Origin of the sequence: Flavobacterium sp. 83, from assembly GCF_000744835.1 — a bacterium.
Classification (GTDB): domain Bacteria; phylum Bacteroidota; class Bacteroidia; order Flavobacteriales; family Flavobacteriaceae; genus Flavobacterium.
Genome location: NZ_JQMS01000001.1, coordinates 3,254,670 through 3,274,115 on the forward strand (window position 1 = coordinate 3,254,670; position 19,446 = coordinate 3,274,115).

Annotated in this window: 18 protein-coding genes; 12 read left to right on the plus strand and 6 right to left on the minus strand. The window is 36.0% G+C overall.

Features of this window, described 5'->3' with window-relative positions; translation table 11 throughout:
• The first annotated feature begins 90 nt into the window (after positions 1 to 90).
• Together T410_RS14080 and thrC are read left to right on the plus strand one after the other, a co-directional pair.
• The gene (locus tag T410_RS14080) at positions 91 to 1,014 is read left to right on the plus strand and encodes a homoserine kinase (RefSeq protein ID WP_035672906.1); all 924 of its coding nucleotides are present in this window, start codon (positions 91 to 93) and stop codon (positions 1,012 to 1,014) included.
• 46 nt (positions 1,015 to 1,060) lie between these two features.
• Positions 1,061 to 2,350, plus strand: coding sequence for a threonine synthase (thrC, locus tag T410_RS14085; RefSeq protein ID WP_035674605.1), 1,290 nt, complete (start codon positions 1,061 to 1,063; stop codon positions 2,348 to 2,350).
• Between the two features lie 283 nt (positions 2,351 to 2,633).
• On the opposite strand, the gene T410_RS14090 is transcribed toward thrC, so the two are convergent.
• From T410_RS14090 to T410_RS14115, 6 genes are all read right to left on the minus strand, one after another.
• Positions 2,634 to 3,278 carry a nuclear transport factor 2 family protein gene (locus T410_RS14090; RefSeq protein ID WP_035672909.1) on the minus strand — a complete coding sequence of 215 codons (645 nt, stop codon included), beginning with the start codon at positions 3,276 to 3,278 and terminating at the stop codon, positions 2,634 to 2,636.
• A gap of 41 nt (positions 3,279 to 3,319) precedes the next feature.
• Positions 3,320 to 3,637: a cupin domain-containing protein gene (locus T410_RS14095; protein WP_035672911.1), complete on the minus strand. Its 318-nt coding sequence runs from the start codon at positions 3,635 to 3,637 to the stop codon at positions 3,320 to 3,322.
• Between the two features lie 265 nt (positions 3,638 to 3,902).
• Complete coding sequence (locus T410_RS14100; RefSeq protein WP_051929433.1) at positions 3,903 to 4,715, minus strand: SDR family NAD(P)-dependent oxidoreductase; 813 nt, start codon at positions 4,713 to 4,715, stop codon at positions 3,903 to 3,905.
• Positions 4,716 to 4,721: 6 nt separating this feature from the next.
• Positions 4,722 to 5,936, minus strand: coding sequence for a 3-oxoadipyl-CoA thiolase (gene pcaF, locus T410_RS14105; protein WP_035672914.1), 1,215 nt, complete (start codon positions 5,934 to 5,936; stop codon positions 4,722 to 4,724).
• A 128-nt stretch (positions 5,937 to 6,064) separates the two neighbouring features.
• Positions 6,065 to 7,282: a CaiB/BaiF CoA-transferase family protein gene (locus T410_RS14110; RefSeq protein ID WP_035674611.1), complete on the minus strand. Its 1,218-nt coding sequence runs from the start codon at positions 7,280 to 7,282 to the stop codon at positions 6,065 to 6,067.
• Positions 7,283 to 7,287: 5 nt separating this feature from the next.
• Positions 7,288 to 8,121: a hypothetical protein gene (locus tag T410_RS14115; protein ID WP_035672917.1), complete on the minus strand. Its 834-nt coding sequence runs from the start codon at positions 8,119 to 8,121 to the stop codon at positions 7,288 to 7,290.
• A gap of 127 nt (positions 8,122 to 8,248) precedes the next feature.
• Here T410_RS14115 and T410_RS14120 point away from each other — a divergent pair, with 127 nt between their 5' ends.
• The 10 genes from T410_RS14120 (at position 8,249) to T410_RS14165 (ending at position 19,408) form a co-directional block, all read left to right on the plus strand.
• Positions 8,249 to 8,665 carry a VOC family protein gene (locus T410_RS14120; protein ID WP_035672919.1) on the plus strand — a complete coding sequence of 139 codons (417 nt, stop codon included), beginning with the start codon at positions 8,249 to 8,251 and terminating at the stop codon, positions 8,663 to 8,665.
• Between the two features lie 70 nt (positions 8,666 to 8,735).
• Positions 8,736 to 9,521 (plus strand): IclR family transcriptional regulator, encoded by a 786-nt coding sequence (locus T410_RS14125; protein WP_035672922.1) that lies wholly within the window; start codon positions 8,736 to 8,738, stop codon positions 9,519 to 9,521.
• Between the two features lie 23 nt (positions 9,522 to 9,544).
• Positions 9,545 to 10,642, plus strand: coding sequence for a hypothetical protein (locus T410_RS14130; RefSeq protein WP_051929434.1), 1,098 nt, complete (start codon positions 9,545 to 9,547; stop codon positions 10,640 to 10,642).
• A 72-nt stretch (positions 10,643 to 10,714) separates the two neighbouring features.
• The gene (locus tag T410_RS14135) at positions 10,715 to 11,389 is read left to right on the plus strand and encodes a hypothetical protein (RefSeq protein ID WP_152556960.1); all 675 of its coding nucleotides are present in this window, start codon (positions 10,715 to 10,717) and stop codon (positions 11,387 to 11,389) included.
• A gap of 44 nt (positions 11,390 to 11,433) precedes the next feature.
• A complete protein-coding gene (locus tag T410_RS14140) occupies positions 11,434 to 12,543 on the plus strand; it encodes a bile acid:sodium symporter family protein (RefSeq protein WP_035672925.1) in 1,110 nt (369 codons plus the stop codon).
• 36 nt (positions 12,544 to 12,579) lie between these two features.
• A complete protein-coding gene (locus T410_RS14145) occupies positions 12,580 to 14,952 on the plus strand; it encodes a glycoside hydrolase family 3 protein (protein ID WP_081897850.1) in 2,373 nt (790 codons plus the stop codon).
• Positions 14,953 to 14,981: 29 nt separating this feature from the next.
• The gene (locus tag T410_RS14150; protein WP_035672928.1) at positions 14,982 to 15,842 is read left to right on the plus strand and encodes a 3-hydroxyacyl-CoA dehydrogenase family protein; all 861 of its coding nucleotides are present in this window, start codon (positions 14,982 to 14,984) and stop codon (positions 15,840 to 15,842) included.
• A gap of 38 nt (positions 15,843 to 15,880) precedes the next feature.
• Complete coding sequence (locus T410_RS14155; protein ID WP_035672930.1) at positions 15,881 to 16,753, plus strand: alpha/beta hydrolase family protein; 873 nt, start codon at positions 15,881 to 15,883, stop codon at positions 16,751 to 16,753.
• Positions 16,754 to 16,856: 103 nt separating this feature from the next.
• Complete coding sequence (locus T410_RS16545) at positions 16,857 to 17,822, plus strand: HpcH/HpaI aldolase/citrate lyase family protein (RefSeq protein WP_051929435.1); 966 nt, start codon at positions 16,857 to 16,859, stop codon at positions 17,820 to 17,822.
• A gap of 59 nt (positions 17,823 to 17,881) precedes the next feature.
• A complete protein-coding gene (locus T410_RS14165; RefSeq protein WP_035672933.1) occupies positions 17,882 to 19,408 on the plus strand; it encodes a carboxylesterase/lipase family protein in 1,527 nt (508 codons plus the stop codon).
• Positions 19,409 to 19,446: the final 38 nt, after the last annotated feature.

A 19,446-nucleotide genomic window follows, 5' to 3' on the forward strand; every position in this document is an offset into this window, starting at 1 on the left:
TGTCGTAAAGTCTGAAAGTTAGCCACTTGATTTTATGTTCATTCCTAAGACTTTACCACTTTATGACTTTAGACTTTAAGACTACTATATATGAATGAAATAAAAATATTTTGCCCAGCCACTATCGCCAATCTATCCTGTGGATTTGATGTTCTAGGACTTTGTTTAGAAACAGCGGGTGATGAAATGATTATTCGAAAATCAGACATAAAAGGGATTCGCATCACTAAAATTGTGGGTGCAGACTTACCTTTGGAAACCGAAAAAAATGTAGCTGGAGTTGCCGCTTTGGCTATGCTTGAAGCTATTGAAACAGAATTTGGATTCGAAATCGAAATATACAAACACATCAAAGCTGGAAGCGGAATTGGGAGTAGTGCCGCAAGTTCAGCTGGAGCTGTTTTTGGAATAAATGAATTATTAGGACGTCCATTTACCCGAAAAGAGTTGGTTTTATTCGCTATGCAAGGCGAAAAACTAGCCAGTGGAAACGCTCATGCTGATAACGTTGCTCCTGCCCTTTTGGGTGGCTTTACGTTGGTAAGAAGTTCAAATCCGTTGGACATTATCAAAATAGAAAGCCCTTCTGAATTGTACGCCACTGTGGTTCACCCTCAAATTGAGTTGAAAACATCGGATGCGCGTTCCGTATTAAAACAAACGGTTTCCTTGAAAAGTGCTATTACACAATGGGGAAATGTGGGCGGATTAGTTGCTGGATTATACACCAAAGATTATGACTTAATCGGACGTTCATTACATGATGAAATCGTGGAACCGTTGCGAAGTGTCTTGATACCAGGATTTGATTTAATAAAAAAGACAGCCTACGAAAACGGAGCATTAGGTTCTGGAATTTCAGGTTCCGGTCCTTCTATTTTTGCATTAAGCAAAGGGGAAGAAACCGCTAATAAAATCGCTAAAGCCATGAGCGCTGTTTACGACGCCATGAATTTACCGTATGAAATTCACGTTTCAAAAGTGAATGATGAAGGAATGAAGATAATTAGTTAATTACAATAATAAGGAGTTTGCTTCGTGACTCCCAATGACAAAAAAAATGAAATATTACAGTTTAAACCATAACGCACCAAAAGTTTCTTTTCAAGAAGCCGTAATACAAGGATTAGCAACTGATAAGGGATTGTACTTCCCTGAAACTATTACCCCGTTGGCTCCTACTTTTTTTGATACTATCGAAAATTTGAGCAACGAAGAAATTGCTTTTGAAGCGATTCAACAATTTGTAGGTGAAGAAATTCCAGCAGACACTTTAAAACAAATCATTGCCGAAACCTTGTGTTTTGATTTCCCTGTTGTCGAAGTGGAAAAAAGCATTTATTCCCTTGAATTATTTCATGGTCCAACGATGGCCTTCAAGGACGTAGGCGCGCGATTTATGTCGCGTTGTTTGGGTTATTTCAATAAAGATAACAAAGAGAGTAAAAATACCGTTCTTGTAGCTACTTCTGGTGATACAGGCGGTGCTGTAGCCAGTGGTTTCCTTGGTGTAAAAGGTGTTGAAGTGATTATTCTGTATCCATCCGGGAAAGTGAGTGATATCCAGGAACGACAATTGACAACTTTAGGTCAGAATATTAAAGCACTTGAAGTAGACGGCGTTTTTGATGACTGTCAAGATATGGTCAAAAAAGCTTTCCTAGATGAAAGTTTGAAGCATCACAACTTGACATCGGCAAATTCAATTAATATAGCGCGCTGGTTGCCACAAATGTTTTATTTCTTCTTTGCGTATAAAGCATTAAAAAAACAGAACAAACCGTTAGTATTTTCTTGTCCAAGTGGGAATTTTGGGAATATTTGCGCGGGAATTATTGCTAAAAAAATGGGATTACCTATTGAGCATTTTGTAGCGGCAACGAATGTGAATGATACGGTTCCGAGATTTTTAGAAAACGGAATTTACGACCCAAAACCTTCAATAGCCACGATTTCGAATGCGATGGATGTTGGGAATCCAAGTAATTTCATCCGAATTCAGGAAATGTATCACAATGATTTGGAGCAGTTCAAAAAAGATTTTTCTTCTTTTACGTTCTCTGATGCAGAGACTTTAGAAGCCATGAAAACCATTTACAATACAGATGGTTACATTGCAGAACCTCACGGAGCAGTTGGTTATCTTGGATTGAAAAAAGAATTACAAAACCACCCAAATGCACTTGGTATTTTCTTAGAAACCGCTCACCCAATTAAGTTTTTGGATACGGTCGAACCAACATTAAACGTAAAATTACCTATTCCTGCACAAATTGAAAGTGTATTAGGAAAAGAGAAAGTAAGCACAAAAATTAAAACGTACGAGCAATTCAAAGCATTTTTAGGGTAATCCTTAAAAAAAACTATTATATACAAACGACTGCGAAGTAATTTTCAGTCGTTTTTTTATGGAATGACTTTACCTTATTTTAGGTTTAGATTAGTTTACTCTAGTTAACATCATTAAGTTTGAGTAGGAAATAAATGGTTCCCTTATGTTGCAAATCCAACCTAAATTGGGTGGATTGTATTTATATTATGGCTACAATAAACAAGTAGAACTATTTGACAAATGGGCATCAGAAAAATCAAAAGAAATCTGAAGCGTTTTTTATCGCACAAATTATTTTTAATTATTTCTTCAATTCTATTGCTTGTTGAATAATAGCACGAGAATCGGCGCTTGATATAGGCCTCACGGTGCGATTACTAACTTTCCATCCATCTGTAGTTCGTGAGAGTTTCCATTGGTTTACTGTAAGTTGATAAATAGAGAATCCGGGAGAAGTTCCTTTACCGGGAAGTTTAATATGAGAGGCTGTTGTATCTGGCACAACTATGAGCAAATAACCAGTAGCTACAGCATTATCACCATTTAGCGTGATGTGGGGAAGCATAGCTAAATGTGTCATTCCAGCCTTAATCGCTTCTTTTTGTTCAGGAGCATTGACGATTTTCAAGATTTCATCTCGACCTTTTTCTTGCCGTGGACCACGGTCAAAGGAGGCATCTTCTGTAAACATGTTTGTCCAATACGGTTCCGATGCAACATCAGAACTAAAAGCAGAACCTGCAAGAAGGTTCAGAATTTCAAGGCGGTCTTCAGTGGCTGTAATACGAGCAAGAAGTTGTTCAGAATTCAAAGTACTTATTTGTTTATGGAGAGACGAGTTGTCTTTTTTTTTAGCCTCCACTTTCTGGGCAGAAAGTAGATTAGAAATTAATAAAAAGGTTAAACACAATGTAAATCTCATATTAAAATTAACTTCTCTTATCATTTTCGATAGTTTTAAAATTGATTTGATAAAACAACTAAAAATTAAATTTGGTAATCTTCTCTTACGGGACAAAATATATCAAATATCTTGCATTTTGTAAGTGCTTTTCCTCCGTGCACGACATTAGGAGGTATGACAGCAAGTTGTCCCTTTTCATAGACTTTTGTTTCTTCGCCAATGGTCAATTCAAATTTCCCCTCCAAAACTTGGGTGACTTGCTCCTGAAAATGGGCGTGCATGGGTAAAATTGCCCCTTCTTCAACATCCCAGTAACCCAAGGTTAAATTTTCTGTATGAACAAATCTTGCCTTAAACCCTTCTTTTATTTCATTTTGTGGTAGTGTGTCTATTTCTATCATCTTTTTACTTTATTTTAATTTTACTTTTTATTTTAGGGAAACACGTAAATTATAGGATTAGAAAAAATGGAAGATGCCTTTGCCAAAATCACTTTACAATAAATAACTATCCTTAACTTGTGCCAATATTTTTTTTTCCACGGATTTCACAGATTTTCACAGATTTGAGAAAAAAAATAAAAATTTAAAAGAATTAAATAAAAATCTGTAAAATCTGGGGCAAGTTTTTCTTTTGGTATTAATAACAGACAGTCCTATTACAATATTAATGAATATGGATTCCACCATTAACATCAATTGTAGCACCAGTAATGAATCCAGAAAGATCGGAAGCCAAAAAAAGGCAAGTCCCTGCTAACTCTACCGTTTTGCCAACACGTTTTAATGGAATTCCTGAAATTACATCATTCAATTGTTCTTCCGAAAGTCCGTCTAACATACTTGTCTCAATCATAGCTGGGCAAATTACATTAGCGCGAATATTCATGGGTGCAAATTCTCGGGCTATAGCTTTAGTAAGGCTGGTAACTCCACCTTTTGAAGCAGCGTAATGAGACCCTCCTACCAATCCACCGCCACGTTGAGCTGACAATGATGATAAATTGACGATAACTCCAGCTTGCTTTTCAGTAAATATTTTCAAGGCACTTTTACAAATATTGAAAGTACCTTTTAGGTTTACATCCATTATCAAATCATAGGCTTCGTCTGTGATAGATAACATTCCTTCTGATTTTACAATACCTGCAGAATTTACTAAGCAGTCAATAGTGCCGAAATGTGCCACTGCTTTTTCTATCACTTTATCACAATCTGACACCTTTCGTATGTCACATTGTAGATAAATAATATCCGGTTTATGGCCAATATGTGAAGCAATAGCTGTACCAACCTCATTGGCAATTTCTTCATTCATTACCAAGTCAAGAAGGACTAATTTAGCTCCATGAGCTGCAAAAAGTTCAGCCGTAGCATATCCAATACTTCGCAAAGAAGCCGCTCCGACAATTACACAGACTTTGTTTTCTAAAAGTAAATTAGTGTATTTTTTACCTTCGTTTAAGTTTATATTTTTCATTTTAGTTTATATATTGACATTTTCTATTATTACAGCATAACCCATTCCAACACCAACGCACATAGCGGCAAGTGCATATTTTTTCTTGGAACGGTGCAGTTCATTTACTGCCGCTTGAATGATTCGAGTGCCCGACATTCCTAGTGGATGTCCAAGTGCAATTGCGCCACCATTTGGGTTTACCCTTGGATCATCATCGGCAATTCCTAAGTTTCGAGTAACCGCTAAACATTGAGCAGCAAAAGCTTCATTGAATTCAAATACGTCTATTTGGTCGAGGGTTAAACCTGCTTTTTGCAACGCTTTTTGTGTTGCTCCAACAGGACCGATTCCCATGATTCGAGGTTCAACGCCTACAACTGCCGAGGATACAATCCTTGCTTTTGGAATAAAATTATATTTTTTTAGAGCTTCTTCCGAAGAAATTAACATAGCAGCAGCTCCATCATTTAATCCAGAAGCATTTCCAGCGGTTACTGTTCCACCTTCTTTCTTAAAAATGGGATTTAATTTGGAGAGAATTTCTAGTGTTGTACTGCCTTTAACAAACTCATCTGTATCAAAAATAGTGATATTTCCTTTTCTGTCCGCCATTTCAACTTTCATAATTTCATCCGCTAAAATGCAGTTTTGTTGTGCAATAAATGCTTTTTGTTGTGAGCGAAAAGCAAACAAATCTTGGTCTTCTCTGCTTATTGCATACATTACTGCCAAATTCTCAGCGGTGATGCCCATTGGATCTACACCGTATAATTTTTGCATTTTTGGATTAATAAAGCGCCATCCAAAACTACTATCAAACATTTGTGCATCATTGCCAAAAGGTTTTGAAGTTTTAGAAATCACCCACGGGCCACGTGTCATGTGTTCCATTCCACCTGCAATAAAAATATCCCCATCATCAGCTTTTATGGCTCTGTTGGCATGAATAATCGCTGACATTCCTGACGAACATAAACGATTTACTGTTTCACCAGGAACAGTGTATGGTATTCCGGCTAAAAGTAAAGCCATGCGAGCTACATTTCTATTATCCTCACCAGCCTGGTTATGACATCCTAAAATGACATCGTCTATCAGCTCTGTTGGTAAATTTGGATTTCTTTTTATAAGTTCTTTAATTGGTAATGCTGCGAGATCATCTGCACGAAGAGTTGATAAACTTCCGCCTAAACTTCCAATTGGCGTTCGAATAGCATCAATGATATAAGATTGTTTCATAGGTAGATAATTTTTATTTTTTTAAAGAATATAGTATTGCCATTCTTCCTACTAGTTTGTGTTGTAGTATCATGGCAATTTCATTGGATTAAATTTTTTAAGTAATATAAAAAATTTAATAACTGCTTTTATGATTGCTTTGAGCCTTTATAATTGTAGGCTGCTTTTTCTATTAAAATTTTTTCCATTTCCGTTTCTGAATATCCCAATTCGCTAAGAATTTCGGTTGTGTCCCATCCACAAGGAGCTGCGGTAGATCGAGCGGAAGGATATTGTCCATCAACTTTTATGGTCGAACGAATTACCGCTGTTTTTCCTTCGGTTGGATGATTTTCAAAATCTATTAGTTCAACCGCCCTTAAATGTGGGTCATTAGTTAATGTTTCAAGCGTATGGCATGGCATAGCGGGTAGGTCCGTTTCTCTAAATATTTTAAGCCATTCATCAGTGGATTTATTATCGAGTGCCGCACCACGAATTTCAAACCATTCTGAAACGTATTTCGCCCTGCTTGCCACAGTTATAAATCGTTCATCATGGAGTAATTCAGTTTTATCCGTTATTTTTAAAAAGGCTTGTACCTGAGCATCCGTATTGATGGTAAAGGAAATATATCCATCCTTGGTTTTAACGGGCTGATTATGGGGGCTTAAAAGTCGAAGATCTCCCGGAGGACCAACAGGTGGTTCAAAACTTTGTTGTGCTAAATGTTCTTGCAAAACAAAAGATGCCATGGTTTCAAACATCGGTATTTCTAAACTTGTACCTATACCCGTATTTTGACGTTGCATCAATGCGGCCATAACTGTGCCTGCCGTAATTTCGCCAACAACATGGTCACAGATTAACATAGGAACGTAAGCCGGTTTTCCATCACGAGCCATCGTTAATCCTGCAATACCCGAAGCACCTTGCAAAACACTGTCGTACGTTGGCAATCCCGAATAAGGACCATCTGTGCCATAGCCAGTTATCAAGCAATATATTTTTTCTGGATATTTCGACCTGATGGTATCTGCATCTAAGCCCAAACGCTCCAAAGCATCGGGTCGCATATTGGCAACAATTACATCACACCATTTTACTAATTTTTGAATGATTTCCTTTCCACTTTCTTTTTTTAAGTCGAGACAAATATTTTTTTTCCCCCGATTAAGATGTAAGTAAGCTCCGGAATGTTGTCCCGTAGGTGACATTCCTCCAAGACCACGCATCAAATCTCCCGAAGGGTTTTCAACCTTAATAATTTCTGCTCCATACTGCCCCAATCGCCAAGTAGCCACTGGACCAACAACTACGGATGTTAAATCTAATATTTTGATGCCTTTTAATGGTTCAAATTTCATATTTCTCATTTTACGTTAGTTTCGGCCTCTACCGCTATTTCATTATTATCGTCAAAAACTTTCAACTCCCAGCCCGTTTCTTTTTGTTCGGCAGTCAGGGTCATCGGTCTGTTACAATACAGCGGTGCTATATGTTTTACTTTTATAGCTGTTATTTCCAACTTCAAATGGGTTCTTATAAATTCAGATAATAAAAGTGTAGTCAAACCACCGTTTACCACCAAATCTGGAAGTCCTTCAACATTTTGAGCATAGCCTCTATCCAAGTGAATTTTATGAGAGTTAAATCCTAATGCAGAGTACTGGAATATAAGTGTTTCATCAGGAATTACTTGTTGCTGATGTTCTGTTTCAATAGGTTGAGAAGATGTTTTTTCAGAATTCTTGGAAGCGGTACTCGCACTTAGCAAAATATAAGTTTGGGTTTCAATAATGGCGGGAATTGATGCAGCAACAGGGCGTAATTCGTGTTGGATAGTTACAATTGCCATTGGTCCTGAATTAGTTGTTTTTTCTACGATGCTTTTGATAAAACTGGTTTTCTCTACTACCGAACCTATTATAATGTCACCATTGTAGGATGCAGTTCTTCCTCCTAAAAGTAATCTTGGTAACCCAAGATTAGGAATAGGAACACCCAAACCGGGGAATCCATCTTGGCGTAATTCGGATTTACGTGTTTCACCAGCTAGCATAAAAAAATGCCATCCCTTTGGTAATATAGCTCCTTCTGAAAAAGAACGAGTATCTAAGTCTAACATAGCAGCCACACGACGTACCATTGTAGGACTACATTGTTCATTTGATTGAGTTTTAGACTCTAAAATGCTTTCTTGCATATTGTTATGTATTCTCACAAATACGTGAATAAATGTGAATTTCAACAAAAATACAAATTATTTTTTTATATTTGAAAATATTATTTCATATTTGCAAAAGAAATAACAATTTATAAATTTTAAAAACATGAAATTTAAGTATCATCACATGAATCTATGCACAGAAGATGTGTCAAGATTATCCAAATTTTATCAAAATATTTTCGGCATGAGTCGCCTTCAAGACGAAGAACACGGATTGACAACCGAGGACACCGAAAACAGGTATGACGGGCAAGTTGAATTTATAACCGATGGCACCATAGAATTTCATATTACCCAAAAGGATAATGATGCAGGCCACCGAATGAACCAATGGATTAATCCAATCAAAAATGGTCATTTCTGTTTTAGAACGGATGACATAGAAGGGTTCAAAAAGAAATTAGAAGAGCAGAATATTCCCTATGCTGATTATGGCAAATGGGCATTAGCAGGTTGGTACCAAATTTTCTTTCATGACCCGGATGGAAATATCATCGAAGTGCATCAAATAGGTATGTAATTTGATTTACGATTTATTTTGCTTAAAATAGCGGATATTTAAACAAAATAAATCGTAAAATAAATCAGATATGAAAGAGAAAGAAGAAAATGGAGCTTATTCCGCCCCAGCATTAGACAAAGGCTTAGATATTTTAGAAGTTCTTAGTAAGTCTGAAAACGGATTGACACAGCAAGAAATTGCTGCTCAACTTGGAAGAAAATTGGGGGAAATTTATCGGATGTTGAATTGTTTGGTACAAAGGAATTATGTTACCAATTATGGCAATGTTTATACCATTACTTCTAAGTTGTTTCAATTGTCCCATTTTCATCCGCCTACTTATCGTTTGTTGACGGAGGCACTTCCAATTATGGAGGGTTTGTCAAGAGCAGTTTCTTTTCCTTGTGATTTGAGAGTTTACAACAGTGGTTTTCAAACCGTTATAGCGTCCATTCAACCGCCAAATGGACTTGGTTTTATGACTCGAGTTGGCTCTGAAATTGAGGTGGCTCCTTCGGCATCTGGCATGGTATTTCTGGCCTTTCAGGATCCTATAATCAAGGAAATCAGAATACGAGAGAGTCTTCCAAATAAAACGGAGACTGAAATTGAAGCTTACAGTAATAGTCTAAAGGATGTAGTGTCAAAAGGATTTGCATCCATAAAGAGTAAACAATACGAAGGACTTCATGCTATTTCATTTCCCATATTAGATATGAATGGAAATGCAGTTGCAGCGTTGACAGTTCCTATGTTAGCTAGAATTGATGGAACGAACCAATTTACGCACAAGCAGGTAGAAGAAAAGCTAAGAGAAAGTGTAGAAAATTTGAGTAAAAAAATTGCAATTAGTGTTACAAATATTGAAAAGTAAATAAAGTAAAAAACAGATTGAATATGAGATATATAAAAATAGTAATAACGGTTTGTCTTTTTTTAGACTTCACTTTTCTTGCATTTGCACAAAGTTCTTCAATTACTATAGTTGAAAATATTTACCTGAACCCCAAAACAGGCAATGATATTAATTCAGGAACAAAAGAAAATCCTCTAAAAACATTAAGTGAAGCAGCAAAAAGAGTAAATCAAGCAAGTGGAGAAGGCGCTATTACTATTTATTTATCTTCAGGTGTCTATGGTATGAACGAAACGGCTGACTTTAATACTGTTAATCATAAGTTTACCGAAAATAATCGTCTTGTTATTCGAGCTGAAATATTGCCGGATGATATAAGCTGGAGTCCTTCAGATATGCCTATATTAATTTCTACTATGCCTTTCTCGGTAGAGAAAAATGCTAAAGGAGAAGTAACAGGAGGTCAAAATTTTGGTGTCCTAATTCAAAACAGCCATGTAACTATTCAAGGATTAAGAGTTTTAGGAGAGCCTGTACATGAAAATCCATCTGAAGGTATTCTAATTAGAAATTATCCAATAGTTTGGGAAGGGGAAAATTTAGAAGATTTTAGAATAACACAATGTTTGTTTATGGGAAATAAATTAGCCATTCCTAATCATCTTGCTGTTTTAGCAAATGGGAAGGCTCTTGAAGTAGATCATTGTGTTTTTTATGGAGTTAAGGATGCTGTAGTAATGTGGAATAATCCAGCAACTAACTCTTCAATGCACCATAATGTTATTATTGATAGTTATGGTGGTATCGTTTGGACATGGTCAGCGACTAGTGATTTTAAATTTTATAACAATGTAATCAGTAATGCTAATGTATTATGGATTTTAAATAAAGAGGAGAAAGACTCTTTTTCGATAGAAAATTCAGTAATAGTAGGTTATAATTCCTATGTGAACAAAGGTGGTGGTCCACAGGGATTTGGCGAAAATGCCAATCCAGAAAAATTAAAAATAAGCAAAGATGTCGTTCTAAAAAAAGAAGGAAGATTAGAAATAATAGAAGACCAAACCGATAAATTATATCTGCATATTAAACCCGGTACGTTAGGTTCCGTTCTAGGGGCTGGGTTGTTTACAAAATAATTATATAAGGATAAAAAAGAAGTGTTACCATTATCAATTTTTGGTATTTGCTTCAAATTTAAAGTTAATAAAATGAAAAACATAAAATACATTCTTGGCGTTTGTTTTTTAATGGTTTATATAAGTATATCAGGTCAAACAATTCAATTCAACAAAGAAAACCTTCAGCCGAATCAAGTACATATGTCTTTTGAGAAATTAGAAGATAAAGAAGTACTAAAAGTGGTCAAAGATACTGCTGTGAAAGCTGTTGATGAACCCACTTTTGTCAGAATAAAAGATTTGAATTTTATAAATGGTAGTATTGAAGTCAAAGTTTTGAGTCGTTTATTAAAAAATGCACCAGCTTTTGCAAGAGGTTTTATAGGATTGGCTTTTAGAATTGACGATAAAAATTCAACTTACGAATCGATTTATATACGTCCTACAAATGGCAGGGCTAATGACCAAATACGGCGCAATCATAGTATACAATATTATGCTTATCCTGATTTTAAATTCGATAAGCTAAGACAAATAAGTCCAGAAAAGTATGAATCCTATTCAGATATGGGCTTAGACGAATGGATTACAATGAGAATTGAGGTTAAGGGTAAAGAAGCCCTATTATTTTTAAATGATAGTACCTATCCTGTTTTAACTGTCAATGACTTAAAATTGGGAGAAAATGCAGAGGGAGGCATTGGACTTTGGGTAGAAATTGGAACTGAAGGATATTTTAGAGATTTAAAAATAACGAAACAATAATTGATTATTAAAAATTAGAAAAATCTATACATAACTAATTAAATATGACAAAAATATATAAATTCTTACTTGTAATTTCTGCCGTTTTAGGGCTTTCAGCACTAGGAATGTTAGTTTTTGGAGACGGATTATTGGCAACAGGCCCTTTTATTGTTAGTTCACTTATATGTTTAGCAATCGGAGGCAAAAACGTTTCATTTCTAAATCAAATGTCGTTTACGATTTGGGTTATAGCAGCAGTTTCAGTTGGCTTTTTTTATCCGCAATATTTCCAAGAAATTGGTGATTTTAAATTCACTGGCTTTATTGTTCCTCTTATACAGTTGATAATGTTTACCATGGGTACCGAAATGAGTATAAAAGACTTTGAAGGTGTTGTTAAAACGCCCAAAGCTGTTTTAATTGGTTTAGTGAGTCACTTTACTATTATGCCTTTAGTCGGGTTTACTTTAGCCAAAAGTTTTGGTTTTCCACCCGAAATCGCTGCAGGTGTTATATTGATGGGTACGGTACCCAGTGGAGTAACCTCCAATGTTTTGGCATTTATTGCCAAAGCTAATATGCCTTTGTCAGTTACTATTGCTGCGATTTCTACACTTTTGGCGCCATTTCTTACTCCTTTGTTAATGAAGTTGTTAGCGGGTCAATACGTCGATATTGATTTACAAGCGATGATGCTCCATGTAGCTGAAATCATTATTTTACCAATACTATTAGGTTTACTTGTCAATAGGTTTCTTAGTAATGGTATAAAAAAAATACAGTTTATGTTACCTAAACTTTCAATGTTGGGTGTTTTGATGATGATGATTGTTATTGTTTCATCGGGGAGAGATTCTTTATTAGAAATTGGGCCATTGTTATTTTTATCTGCAATGATTCACCATACAATTGGTTATTTATTAGGTTATTGGAGCGGAAGATTTATGGGACTGGACGAAGCATCATGCCGTACCATTTCATTGGAAGTAGGTATGCAAAATGGCGGGTTAGCTTCTGGAATAGCCTTACAAATGGGAAAAATAGCAACTGTTGGTTTAGCATCAGTGATAGCGGTGCCTTGGATGACTATTTCAGGGTCAATGTTATCAAATTGGTGGCGAAAAAAAGATAATGAAAAGTCTAAAATAGCTTCTTCTAAGTCTATGAAATGAAACTCTGTTTTTTTTATTGGAAATTAACCTTAAATTATGAAATTAAAATTTCTTTATATCGTACCATTCATACTTATTATTATCTTTAGTTTTAAGAAAAATAGCGAAGACAATGGATCAGATGAAAATCTACCGCAATTGGGCAAAAATTCTATTGATGAAATACTTCAAGCGCTAACAGTTGAAGAAAAAGTAAATCTCGTTACAGGAATGGGAATGTTTATTCCAGGACTTCCAGACGGTATGATTCCTGAGATGGATTCTACTGATGCCGGTATTGCAGAGAAAATTTTGGGATCGGCGGGACGAACTCATGCAGTTTCACGTTTAGGAATTCCTTCTATTACTTTATCGGATGGCCCCGCTGGTGTACGAATTTCTCCTATTCGAGGGAATGATTCCGCCCGAACATATTACGCAACTGCATTTCCAATAGGTACTTTAGTAGCTTCTACTTGGGATACTGATTTGGTTCAGGTCATGGGTGTAGCTATTGGTAATGAAGCAAAAGAATATGGCGTTGATGTTTTGTTAGGACCGGCCATGAATATTCATCGTAATTCTTTGGCGGGACGTAATTTTGAATATTATTCAGAAGACCCATTAGTTTCTGGTAGTATGGCTGCTGCCATAGTCAATGGCGTGCAAAGCAATGGAATTGGTACTTCAATAAAACATTTTGCAGCGAACAACCATGAGTTTAACAGATTCCGAATGAACGTAAAGGTTAGTGAAAGAGCTTTGCGAGAAATTTATCTAAAAAACTTTCAAGTTGCCCTTCAAAAATCTGAACCTTGGACTATTATGTCGTCATACAACATGATTAATGGTACTTATACTTCTCAAAATAAACCTTTATTAAATACTTATTTAAGACATGAATCCAAGTTCAAAGGATTGGTGATGACCGATTGGTTTGCAGGTAAAAATGCCGTTGAACAAATGGAAGCAGGTAATGATCTTTTAATGCCAGGAACAAAGGCTCAAAAGATATCGATTATCGAAGCTGTAAAAACAGGTAAACTCCCAATGAAGCAGTTAGATGAGAATGTTAAACACGTATTAGAGCTTGTCTTAAAATCACCTACTTTCAAAGGTTATAAATATTCTGAAACACCAAATTTGAAACAACATGCTAAAATTTCTCGTCAAGTTGCGAGTGAAGGCATGGTTTTGTTAAAAAATGAAGGAGTTTTACCGATGACAACTGTAAAAAAAGTCGCTTTATTTGGGAATAATAGTTATGAATTAATTGCAGGAGGAACTGGTAGTGGTGATGTTAATAAAAGCTATATGATTTCGTTGGATAAAGGATTAGAAAATGCCAATTATACTGTTCACGCGAACTTGGCTGCAAGTTACAAACACTATTATAAAGAGAGTAAAGCCAAGTTGCCACCGCCTGCATCTCCTTTTCACCCTCATACTGTTGTTCCAGAAATGTATGTTGACGTTGCATTAGCTCAAAAAATGGCACTCGAAAATGATATTGCCGTATTTACAATTGGGAAGCATTCAGGTGAATTTGTAGATAGAACTTTAGATACAGATTTTAATCTAACCAGTTCAGAAAAAGTAACGTTTGAAACGGTTTCAAAAGCCTTTCAAGCGCAAGGTAAAAAAGTAGTTGTGGTCTTGAATATTGGAGGGGTGCTAGAAACTGCCAGTTGGAATGATAAAGCGGATGCCATTTTGTTAGCTTGGCAAGGAGGTTTAGAAAGTGGGAATGCTATTGCTGATATATTGAAAGGGAATGTCAATCCTTCAGGAAAGTTGGCAACGACTTTTCCTGTCGCCTATACAGATGAGCCTTCCAGTAAAAATTATCCAGGTACGGTTACTGAAGTAATATCTAATAAAATGTTATTGGCGGATACTGATGCTGCAGAAGTTACTTATGAAGAAGGTATTTATGTTGGCTATCGTTATTTCAATACTTTCAAAGTTAAGCCTTCTTATGCTTTTGGATATGGTCTATCTTATACCACATTTATATATGATAATTTAAAATTGAGCAGTAAAGCATTTAAGGATAACCTTAAAGTTACGATTACAGTGACCAATAGCGGCAAAGTGGCAGGAAAAGAAATCGTACAACTGTATTTATCAGCTCCAAGTAGTCAATTAAATAAGCCTGAAAGTGAATTAAAAGCTTTCGGAAAAACAAAATTATTGCAGCCTAATGAATCTCAAACCTTAACTTTTAATATATCGACCGCTGACTTAGCATCTTTCAATCCTGCAAAATCTGCGTGGATAGCTGATGCAGGCATATATACTATCAAAATAGGAAGCTCATCGCTAGATATTAAAAACAAAGCATTTTTCACGTTGCAAAAATCACAACAGTTGTACAAAACACCTAAGATTTTATTGCCTCAAAAAGGAATCAAAGAATTGAGTAAATAGTAATACGGAATCAATTATAATTCTATAACATGGAAATAACTAAAATAACAGTTGTCGGAGCAGGTAATATGGGGCATCAAATCGCGGTATGTGCAGCTTTGTCTGGATTTCAAGTAAAGTGTACAGATACCAATCCTGATATTCTGGAAAAAGCAATTGCTTTCGCCGATAATTATTTGAAAGATAGGGTAGCTAAAGGAAAATTAACCGAAGAAGCAGTCAGTCAAGCTAAAGCAAACCTTGAGTTTGTTCCCACAATTGAAGAAGCAGTCGTAGAGGTTGATCTTGTAATTGAAGCTATTATTGAGAAATTAGAAGTAAAAAGAGAACTTTTTGCTCACTTAGATAAAATTTGTCCTGCTCATACTATTTTGGCTACAAATAGCTCGTACATCGTAAGTTCTAAAATTGCCGATGCAACCAATCGACCGGAGAAAGTTTGCAATATGCATTTTTTTAACCCTGCCTTGGTGATGAAATTGGTAGAGGTGGTACAAGGACCACACGTTTCAGAGGAAACAGTTGATTCAGTAATGAATGCTGCCAAGAAAATGAATAAAACACCTGTTTTACTTCACAAAGAGATATACGGTTTTCTAGTGAATCGTCTCTTGCAAGCCACAAGACAGGAAGCCTTAAAGCTACTGGATATGGGTGTTGCTAGTTTTGAAGATATAGACACCGCCGCCATGAACGGATTGGGTTATCCTATGGGACCATTTCAGTTATTAGACCTTACCGGGGTCGATTTAGCCTATCATGTAGGAATGGAAAAATACAAGGAAAGTGGTGAATCTGCAGACAGACCTTCTCCCACTGTTGTTGAAAAATACACAAAAGGGGAATGGGGAAAGAAAGTAGGAAAAGGATTTTATGATTATGAGCAATAGGAAAAGTAACAAAAATAAATAAATAAATAAATAAGATTATGAATTATATCCGCATATTATTCCTTTTATGCTTTTCAGTTATTGCAAAAGCACAAAATCCAATTGCTACTGTTGATAGTGTTGCCATACAAAGCCCGTCAATGAGCAAAATATTTAAAGCAGCAGTGGTACTACCTTCTTCTTATGCAAAGAGTAAGGCATCTTACCCAGTATTATATTTATTACATGGTGGTGCAGGTCATTTCGGAGACTGGCTAAAACAAACTCCAGACAAGATGTTAGTTAAAAATCTGGCTAATCAATATAATGTTATCATTGTAATGCCCGAAGGTGAAGCCTTTAGCTGGTATATGGATAGTCCCTATGACAAGGCCAGTCAATTTGAAACGCACATTATGAAGGAGGTAATTCCTAAAATTGATAATACGTATCGCACTATAAAAAACAAAGAAGGGAGGGCAATAACAGGGCTGTCAATGGGTGGTCATGGCGCAATGTATCTCTCTGCACGTAATCCTGATATGTTTTGTGCCGCAAGTACAATGAGCGGGGCTATGGATATGAATTTTGCAAATTCTAAAATGAATGCTGAGGGTTTAAAATCAGTAAATGAGCGTTTCCAAAAACTTCTGGGTACCTCTGACCCGAACAACGAAGTTTTTGTCAAAAACTCTATTATGAATATGATAGATACCATTAAAAAAAACGGTTTGTCAATTTTTATAGATTGTGGAGTTGATGATTTTCTAATAGCGTCAAATAGGGAATTGCATCAACGATTGGTTTATAATGGCACTCCTCATGATTATATAGAAAGACCTGGAGGGCATTCATGGGATTATTGGCAAAACGCATTACCGTATCACTTATTATTTTTTCAAAAAGTATTTAAAAGTAATGCTATAAAGTAGATTAAATTGAATTGGGAAATTCTGAAGTATATGTAATTAGTCGATACTTTAATTTTTTTTTCAATATATTAAAAATAGTTTTTAATCCTTAAAACAACTCGTTATGTACACAAAATTAGTATTAATAGTAGCCATTTTATCGCTATCCTTGTGTGTTTACGGACAGCAAAATTTGAGCAATAATTTTCAAGCGAGTACTGTGGTTTATAAAACAACGGAACGAGTAGGATACATTAATAGTAAATTTGTTGACAAAAAATCCTCTGATACGATTAAAAACACCAGTAGAAAAGAAAAATTAAAAGACCGACTTAGTAATGGCGAAATTTTAAAAGGTGCCGTAATCAATATCGCTCATCCTACAATGGTCGAAGTGGTTTGCGAGGCCGGGGCTGATTTCGTTTTCTTAGATTTTGAACATGGTTTACGCGACTACAACGATATTGGTCAAGCCATTATTGCTGCTGAACTCCATAAAGTTCCTACCCTTGTCCGACTTGGAGAACGTTCCTTAAATCTGACAGAACGAATGCTCGATGCCGGTGCCAGCGGTTTTTTATTTCCTCATGTAGAAACAGCTGAAGAAGCTGCCGAATTGGTTTCTTGGTGTCGATACAAACCGCTTGGTGTTCGAGGCTCAGGTTTTGCAAGAGCTTCAATTAGTTATAGCGGTAACGAATATGAACGACGTCAGCAAGCGAACAAAGATGTAGTTTGCATTATGATTGTTGAAAGCCTGAAAGGAAAAGAAAATTTAGAAAAAATATTGGCAGTTGATGGTGTTACCGGTGTTGCTATTGGTCCAGGCGATATTTCGATGGAACTTGGAGTGAGTAATTGGAAGGATCCAAAGGTAGTACAGGTATTAGATGAGATGGCTGCAATAGTCAAATCGTTTCCAAACCAATCGTTACTTCGTCTTGCGCTTACACCGGAAGAAGCCGTTAAAAATGTCAATTCGGGAGCTAACATGATTTTGCTAACACATGATGTGCAACTCATTAAAGCAATGTATTCCGGGCTTTTCAAAGATATTACCAACAAGATTAATCAAGCAGCTAAAAAATAGACTCAACCATTTTTATAATTTAAATCCGATATAAACATTCTTTTAAAAAATATAAGATTATGAAAAACAACCTCCTATTAGTCCTTTTATGCTTTTCGGTTTTTGTAAAAGCTCAAAACCCAATTGTAGGAACTGGTAATGGTAAAATTCAAGGTACAGCTAGTTCGGATAAAACAGTTCGCATTTTTAAAGGTATTCCTTTTGCTGAAGCACCAACTGGTGATTTGCGATGGAAGGCTCCACAACCTGTTCAAAACTGGAAAGGCATAAAACAATGTAAAGCTTTTTCGGCAAGTCCTATGCAAAATAAACCGCAGTCTTTCTTTTGTTGGACGGAGGAGTTTCTTGCGCAACCTGAACCTATCAATGAAGATTGTTTGTATCTAAATGTATGGACTACTGCAAAAGCTAAATCCAAAAAACAACCCGTTTTTTTATGGATTTATGGAGGTGGGTTAAATAGTGGCTCGGCAAATTGTGCTATTTATGATGGCGAAGAAATGGCAAAAAAAGGGGTTATTTTCGTTAGTATTAACTATCGAGTTGGCGTTTTTGGCTTTATGGCACACCCGGAGTTAAGCAAAGAGTCAGGCCATCAAGCCTCGGGTAATTATGGTTTTCTAGACCAAATCGCCGCATTAAAGTGGGTTCAAGAAAATATTGCAGCCTTTGGAGGTGATCCTAATAATGTGACGATTGCGGGTCAATCTGCAGGGGCGTTTAGTGTAACCGCTTTGATTGCTTCGCCGTTGGCAAAAGGGTTATTTCACAAAGCTATTGCACAAAGTGGAGGTTTGTTAAATAACATGCTCAGTCAAAACTTGGAAAAATCCGAAGAGCAAGGGGTTGTTTTTATGAAAAAAGCTAACACGAATTCACTAGCTGAATTGCGAAAAAAATCAGCCGAAGAATTGCAAATACTGAGCAATAATCCTGAAGTAGGCAGATTTGGGACAACAATGGACGGCTATGTTTTACCAGTTAATTTGTTAGAACATTTCAAAAAAGGCTTGCACAATCAAACACCTGTTTTAACTGGTTGGGTAACTGGGGATGGAAGTTTTTTTGGAGATTCTAACATGACTGTTGACGATTATAAAAAAGAAGCGCAAGCAAAATATGGCAATAAAGCCGATGCGTTTTTGAGTATTTTCCCCGCAGCTACGGCAGAGGAGGTTAAAACAGTTAAACAAAAATTGACATTATTAGGCTTTGCAGGTGAACCTGCTCATTTATTGGCCAATTTTAATACTAAAGCAAGTTATATCTATGAATTTGGTCATGTTGCGCCAGATAAGCCAAATTTTCCTAATTATGGAGCTTTTCACACTTCGGAAGTTCCGTATGTACTTCATAATTTGCATACTTGGAATCGTCCATGGCAGCCATTAGACAAAGAAATAGAAACTGTTTTTTCTTCTTATTGGGTCAATTTTGCAAAAACGGGCAATCCAAATGGAGGCAATTTACCCGAATGGAAAAGTTATAATAAACAGTCAGGTGCTATCATGGTAGTAGGCGATAAAATGGAATCTAAGCGCGGATTTTTGAAAAAAGAATTTGATTTTCTAGAAAAGAATTATTAAACCAATCAATACAACTTCATTCACTTTTAAAATAATAT

Excerpts from the sequence above, each read along its gene's own strand:
- T410_RS14140 (WP_035672925.1), top strand. The coding sequence starts at position 11,434 with ATGACAAAAATATATAAATTCTTACTTGTAATTTCTGCCGTTTTAGGG.
- T410_RS14115 (WP_035672917.1), bottom strand. The coding sequence starts at position 8,121 with ATGCAAGAAAGCATTTTAGAGTCTAAAACTCAATCAAATGAACAATGT.
- T410_RS14090 (WP_035672909.1), bottom strand. The coding sequence starts at position 3,278 with ATGATAAGAGAAGTTAATTTTAATATGAGATTTACATTGTGTTTAACC.
- thrC (WP_035674605.1), top strand. The coding sequence starts at position 1,061 with ATGAAATATTACAGTTTAAACCATAACGCACCAAAAGTTTCTTTTCAA.
- T410_RS14095 (WP_035672911.1), bottom strand. The coding sequence starts at position 3,637 with ATGATAGAAATAGACACACTACCACAAAATGAAATAAAAGAAGGGTTT.
- T410_RS16545 (WP_051929435.1), top strand. The coding sequence starts at position 16,857 with ATGTACACAAAATTAGTATTAATAGTAGCCATTTTATCGCTATCCTTG.
- pcaF (WP_035672914.1), bottom strand. The coding sequence starts at position 5,936 with ATGAAACAATCTTATATCATTGATGCTATTCGAACGCCAATTGGAAGT.
- T410_RS14110 (WP_035674611.1), bottom strand. The coding sequence starts at position 7,282 with ATGAAATTTGAACCATTAAAAGGCATCAAAATATTAGATTTAACATCC.
- T410_RS14100 (WP_051929433.1), bottom strand. The coding sequence starts at position 4,715 with ATGAAAAATATAAACTTAAACGAAGGTAAAAAATACACTAATTTACTT.
- T410_RS14080 (WP_035672906.1), top strand. The coding sequence starts at position 91 with ATGAATGAAATAAAAATATTTTGCCCAGCCACTATCGCCAATCTATCC.
- T410_RS14165 (WP_035672933.1), top strand. The coding sequence starts at position 17,882 with ATGAAAAACAACCTCCTATTAGTCCTTTTATGCTTTTCGGTTTTTGTA.
- T410_RS14120 (WP_035672919.1), top strand. The coding sequence starts at position 8,249 with ATGAAATTTAAGTATCATCACATGAATCTATGCACAGAAGATGTGTCA.
- T410_RS14145 (WP_081897850.1), top strand. The coding sequence starts at position 12,580 with ATGAAATTAAAATTTCTTTATATCGTACCATTCATACTTATTATTATC.
- T410_RS14130 (WP_051929434.1), top strand. The coding sequence starts at position 9,545 with ATGAGATATATAAAAATAGTAATAACGGTTTGTCTTTTTTTAGACTTC.
- T410_RS14150 (WP_035672928.1), top strand. The coding sequence starts at position 14,982 with ATGGAAATAACTAAAATAACAGTTGTCGGAGCAGGTAATATGGGGCAT.
- T410_RS14125 (WP_035672922.1), top strand. The coding sequence starts at position 8,736 with ATGAAAGAGAAAGAAGAAAATGGAGCTTATTCCGCCCCAGCATTAGAC.
- T410_RS14155 (WP_035672930.1), top strand. The coding sequence starts at position 15,881 with ATGAATTATATCCGCATATTATTCCTTTTATGCTTTTCAGTTATTGCA.
- T410_RS14135 (WP_152556960.1), top strand. The coding sequence starts at position 10,715 with ATGAAAAACATAAAATACATTCTTGGCGTTTGTTTTTTAATGGTTTAT.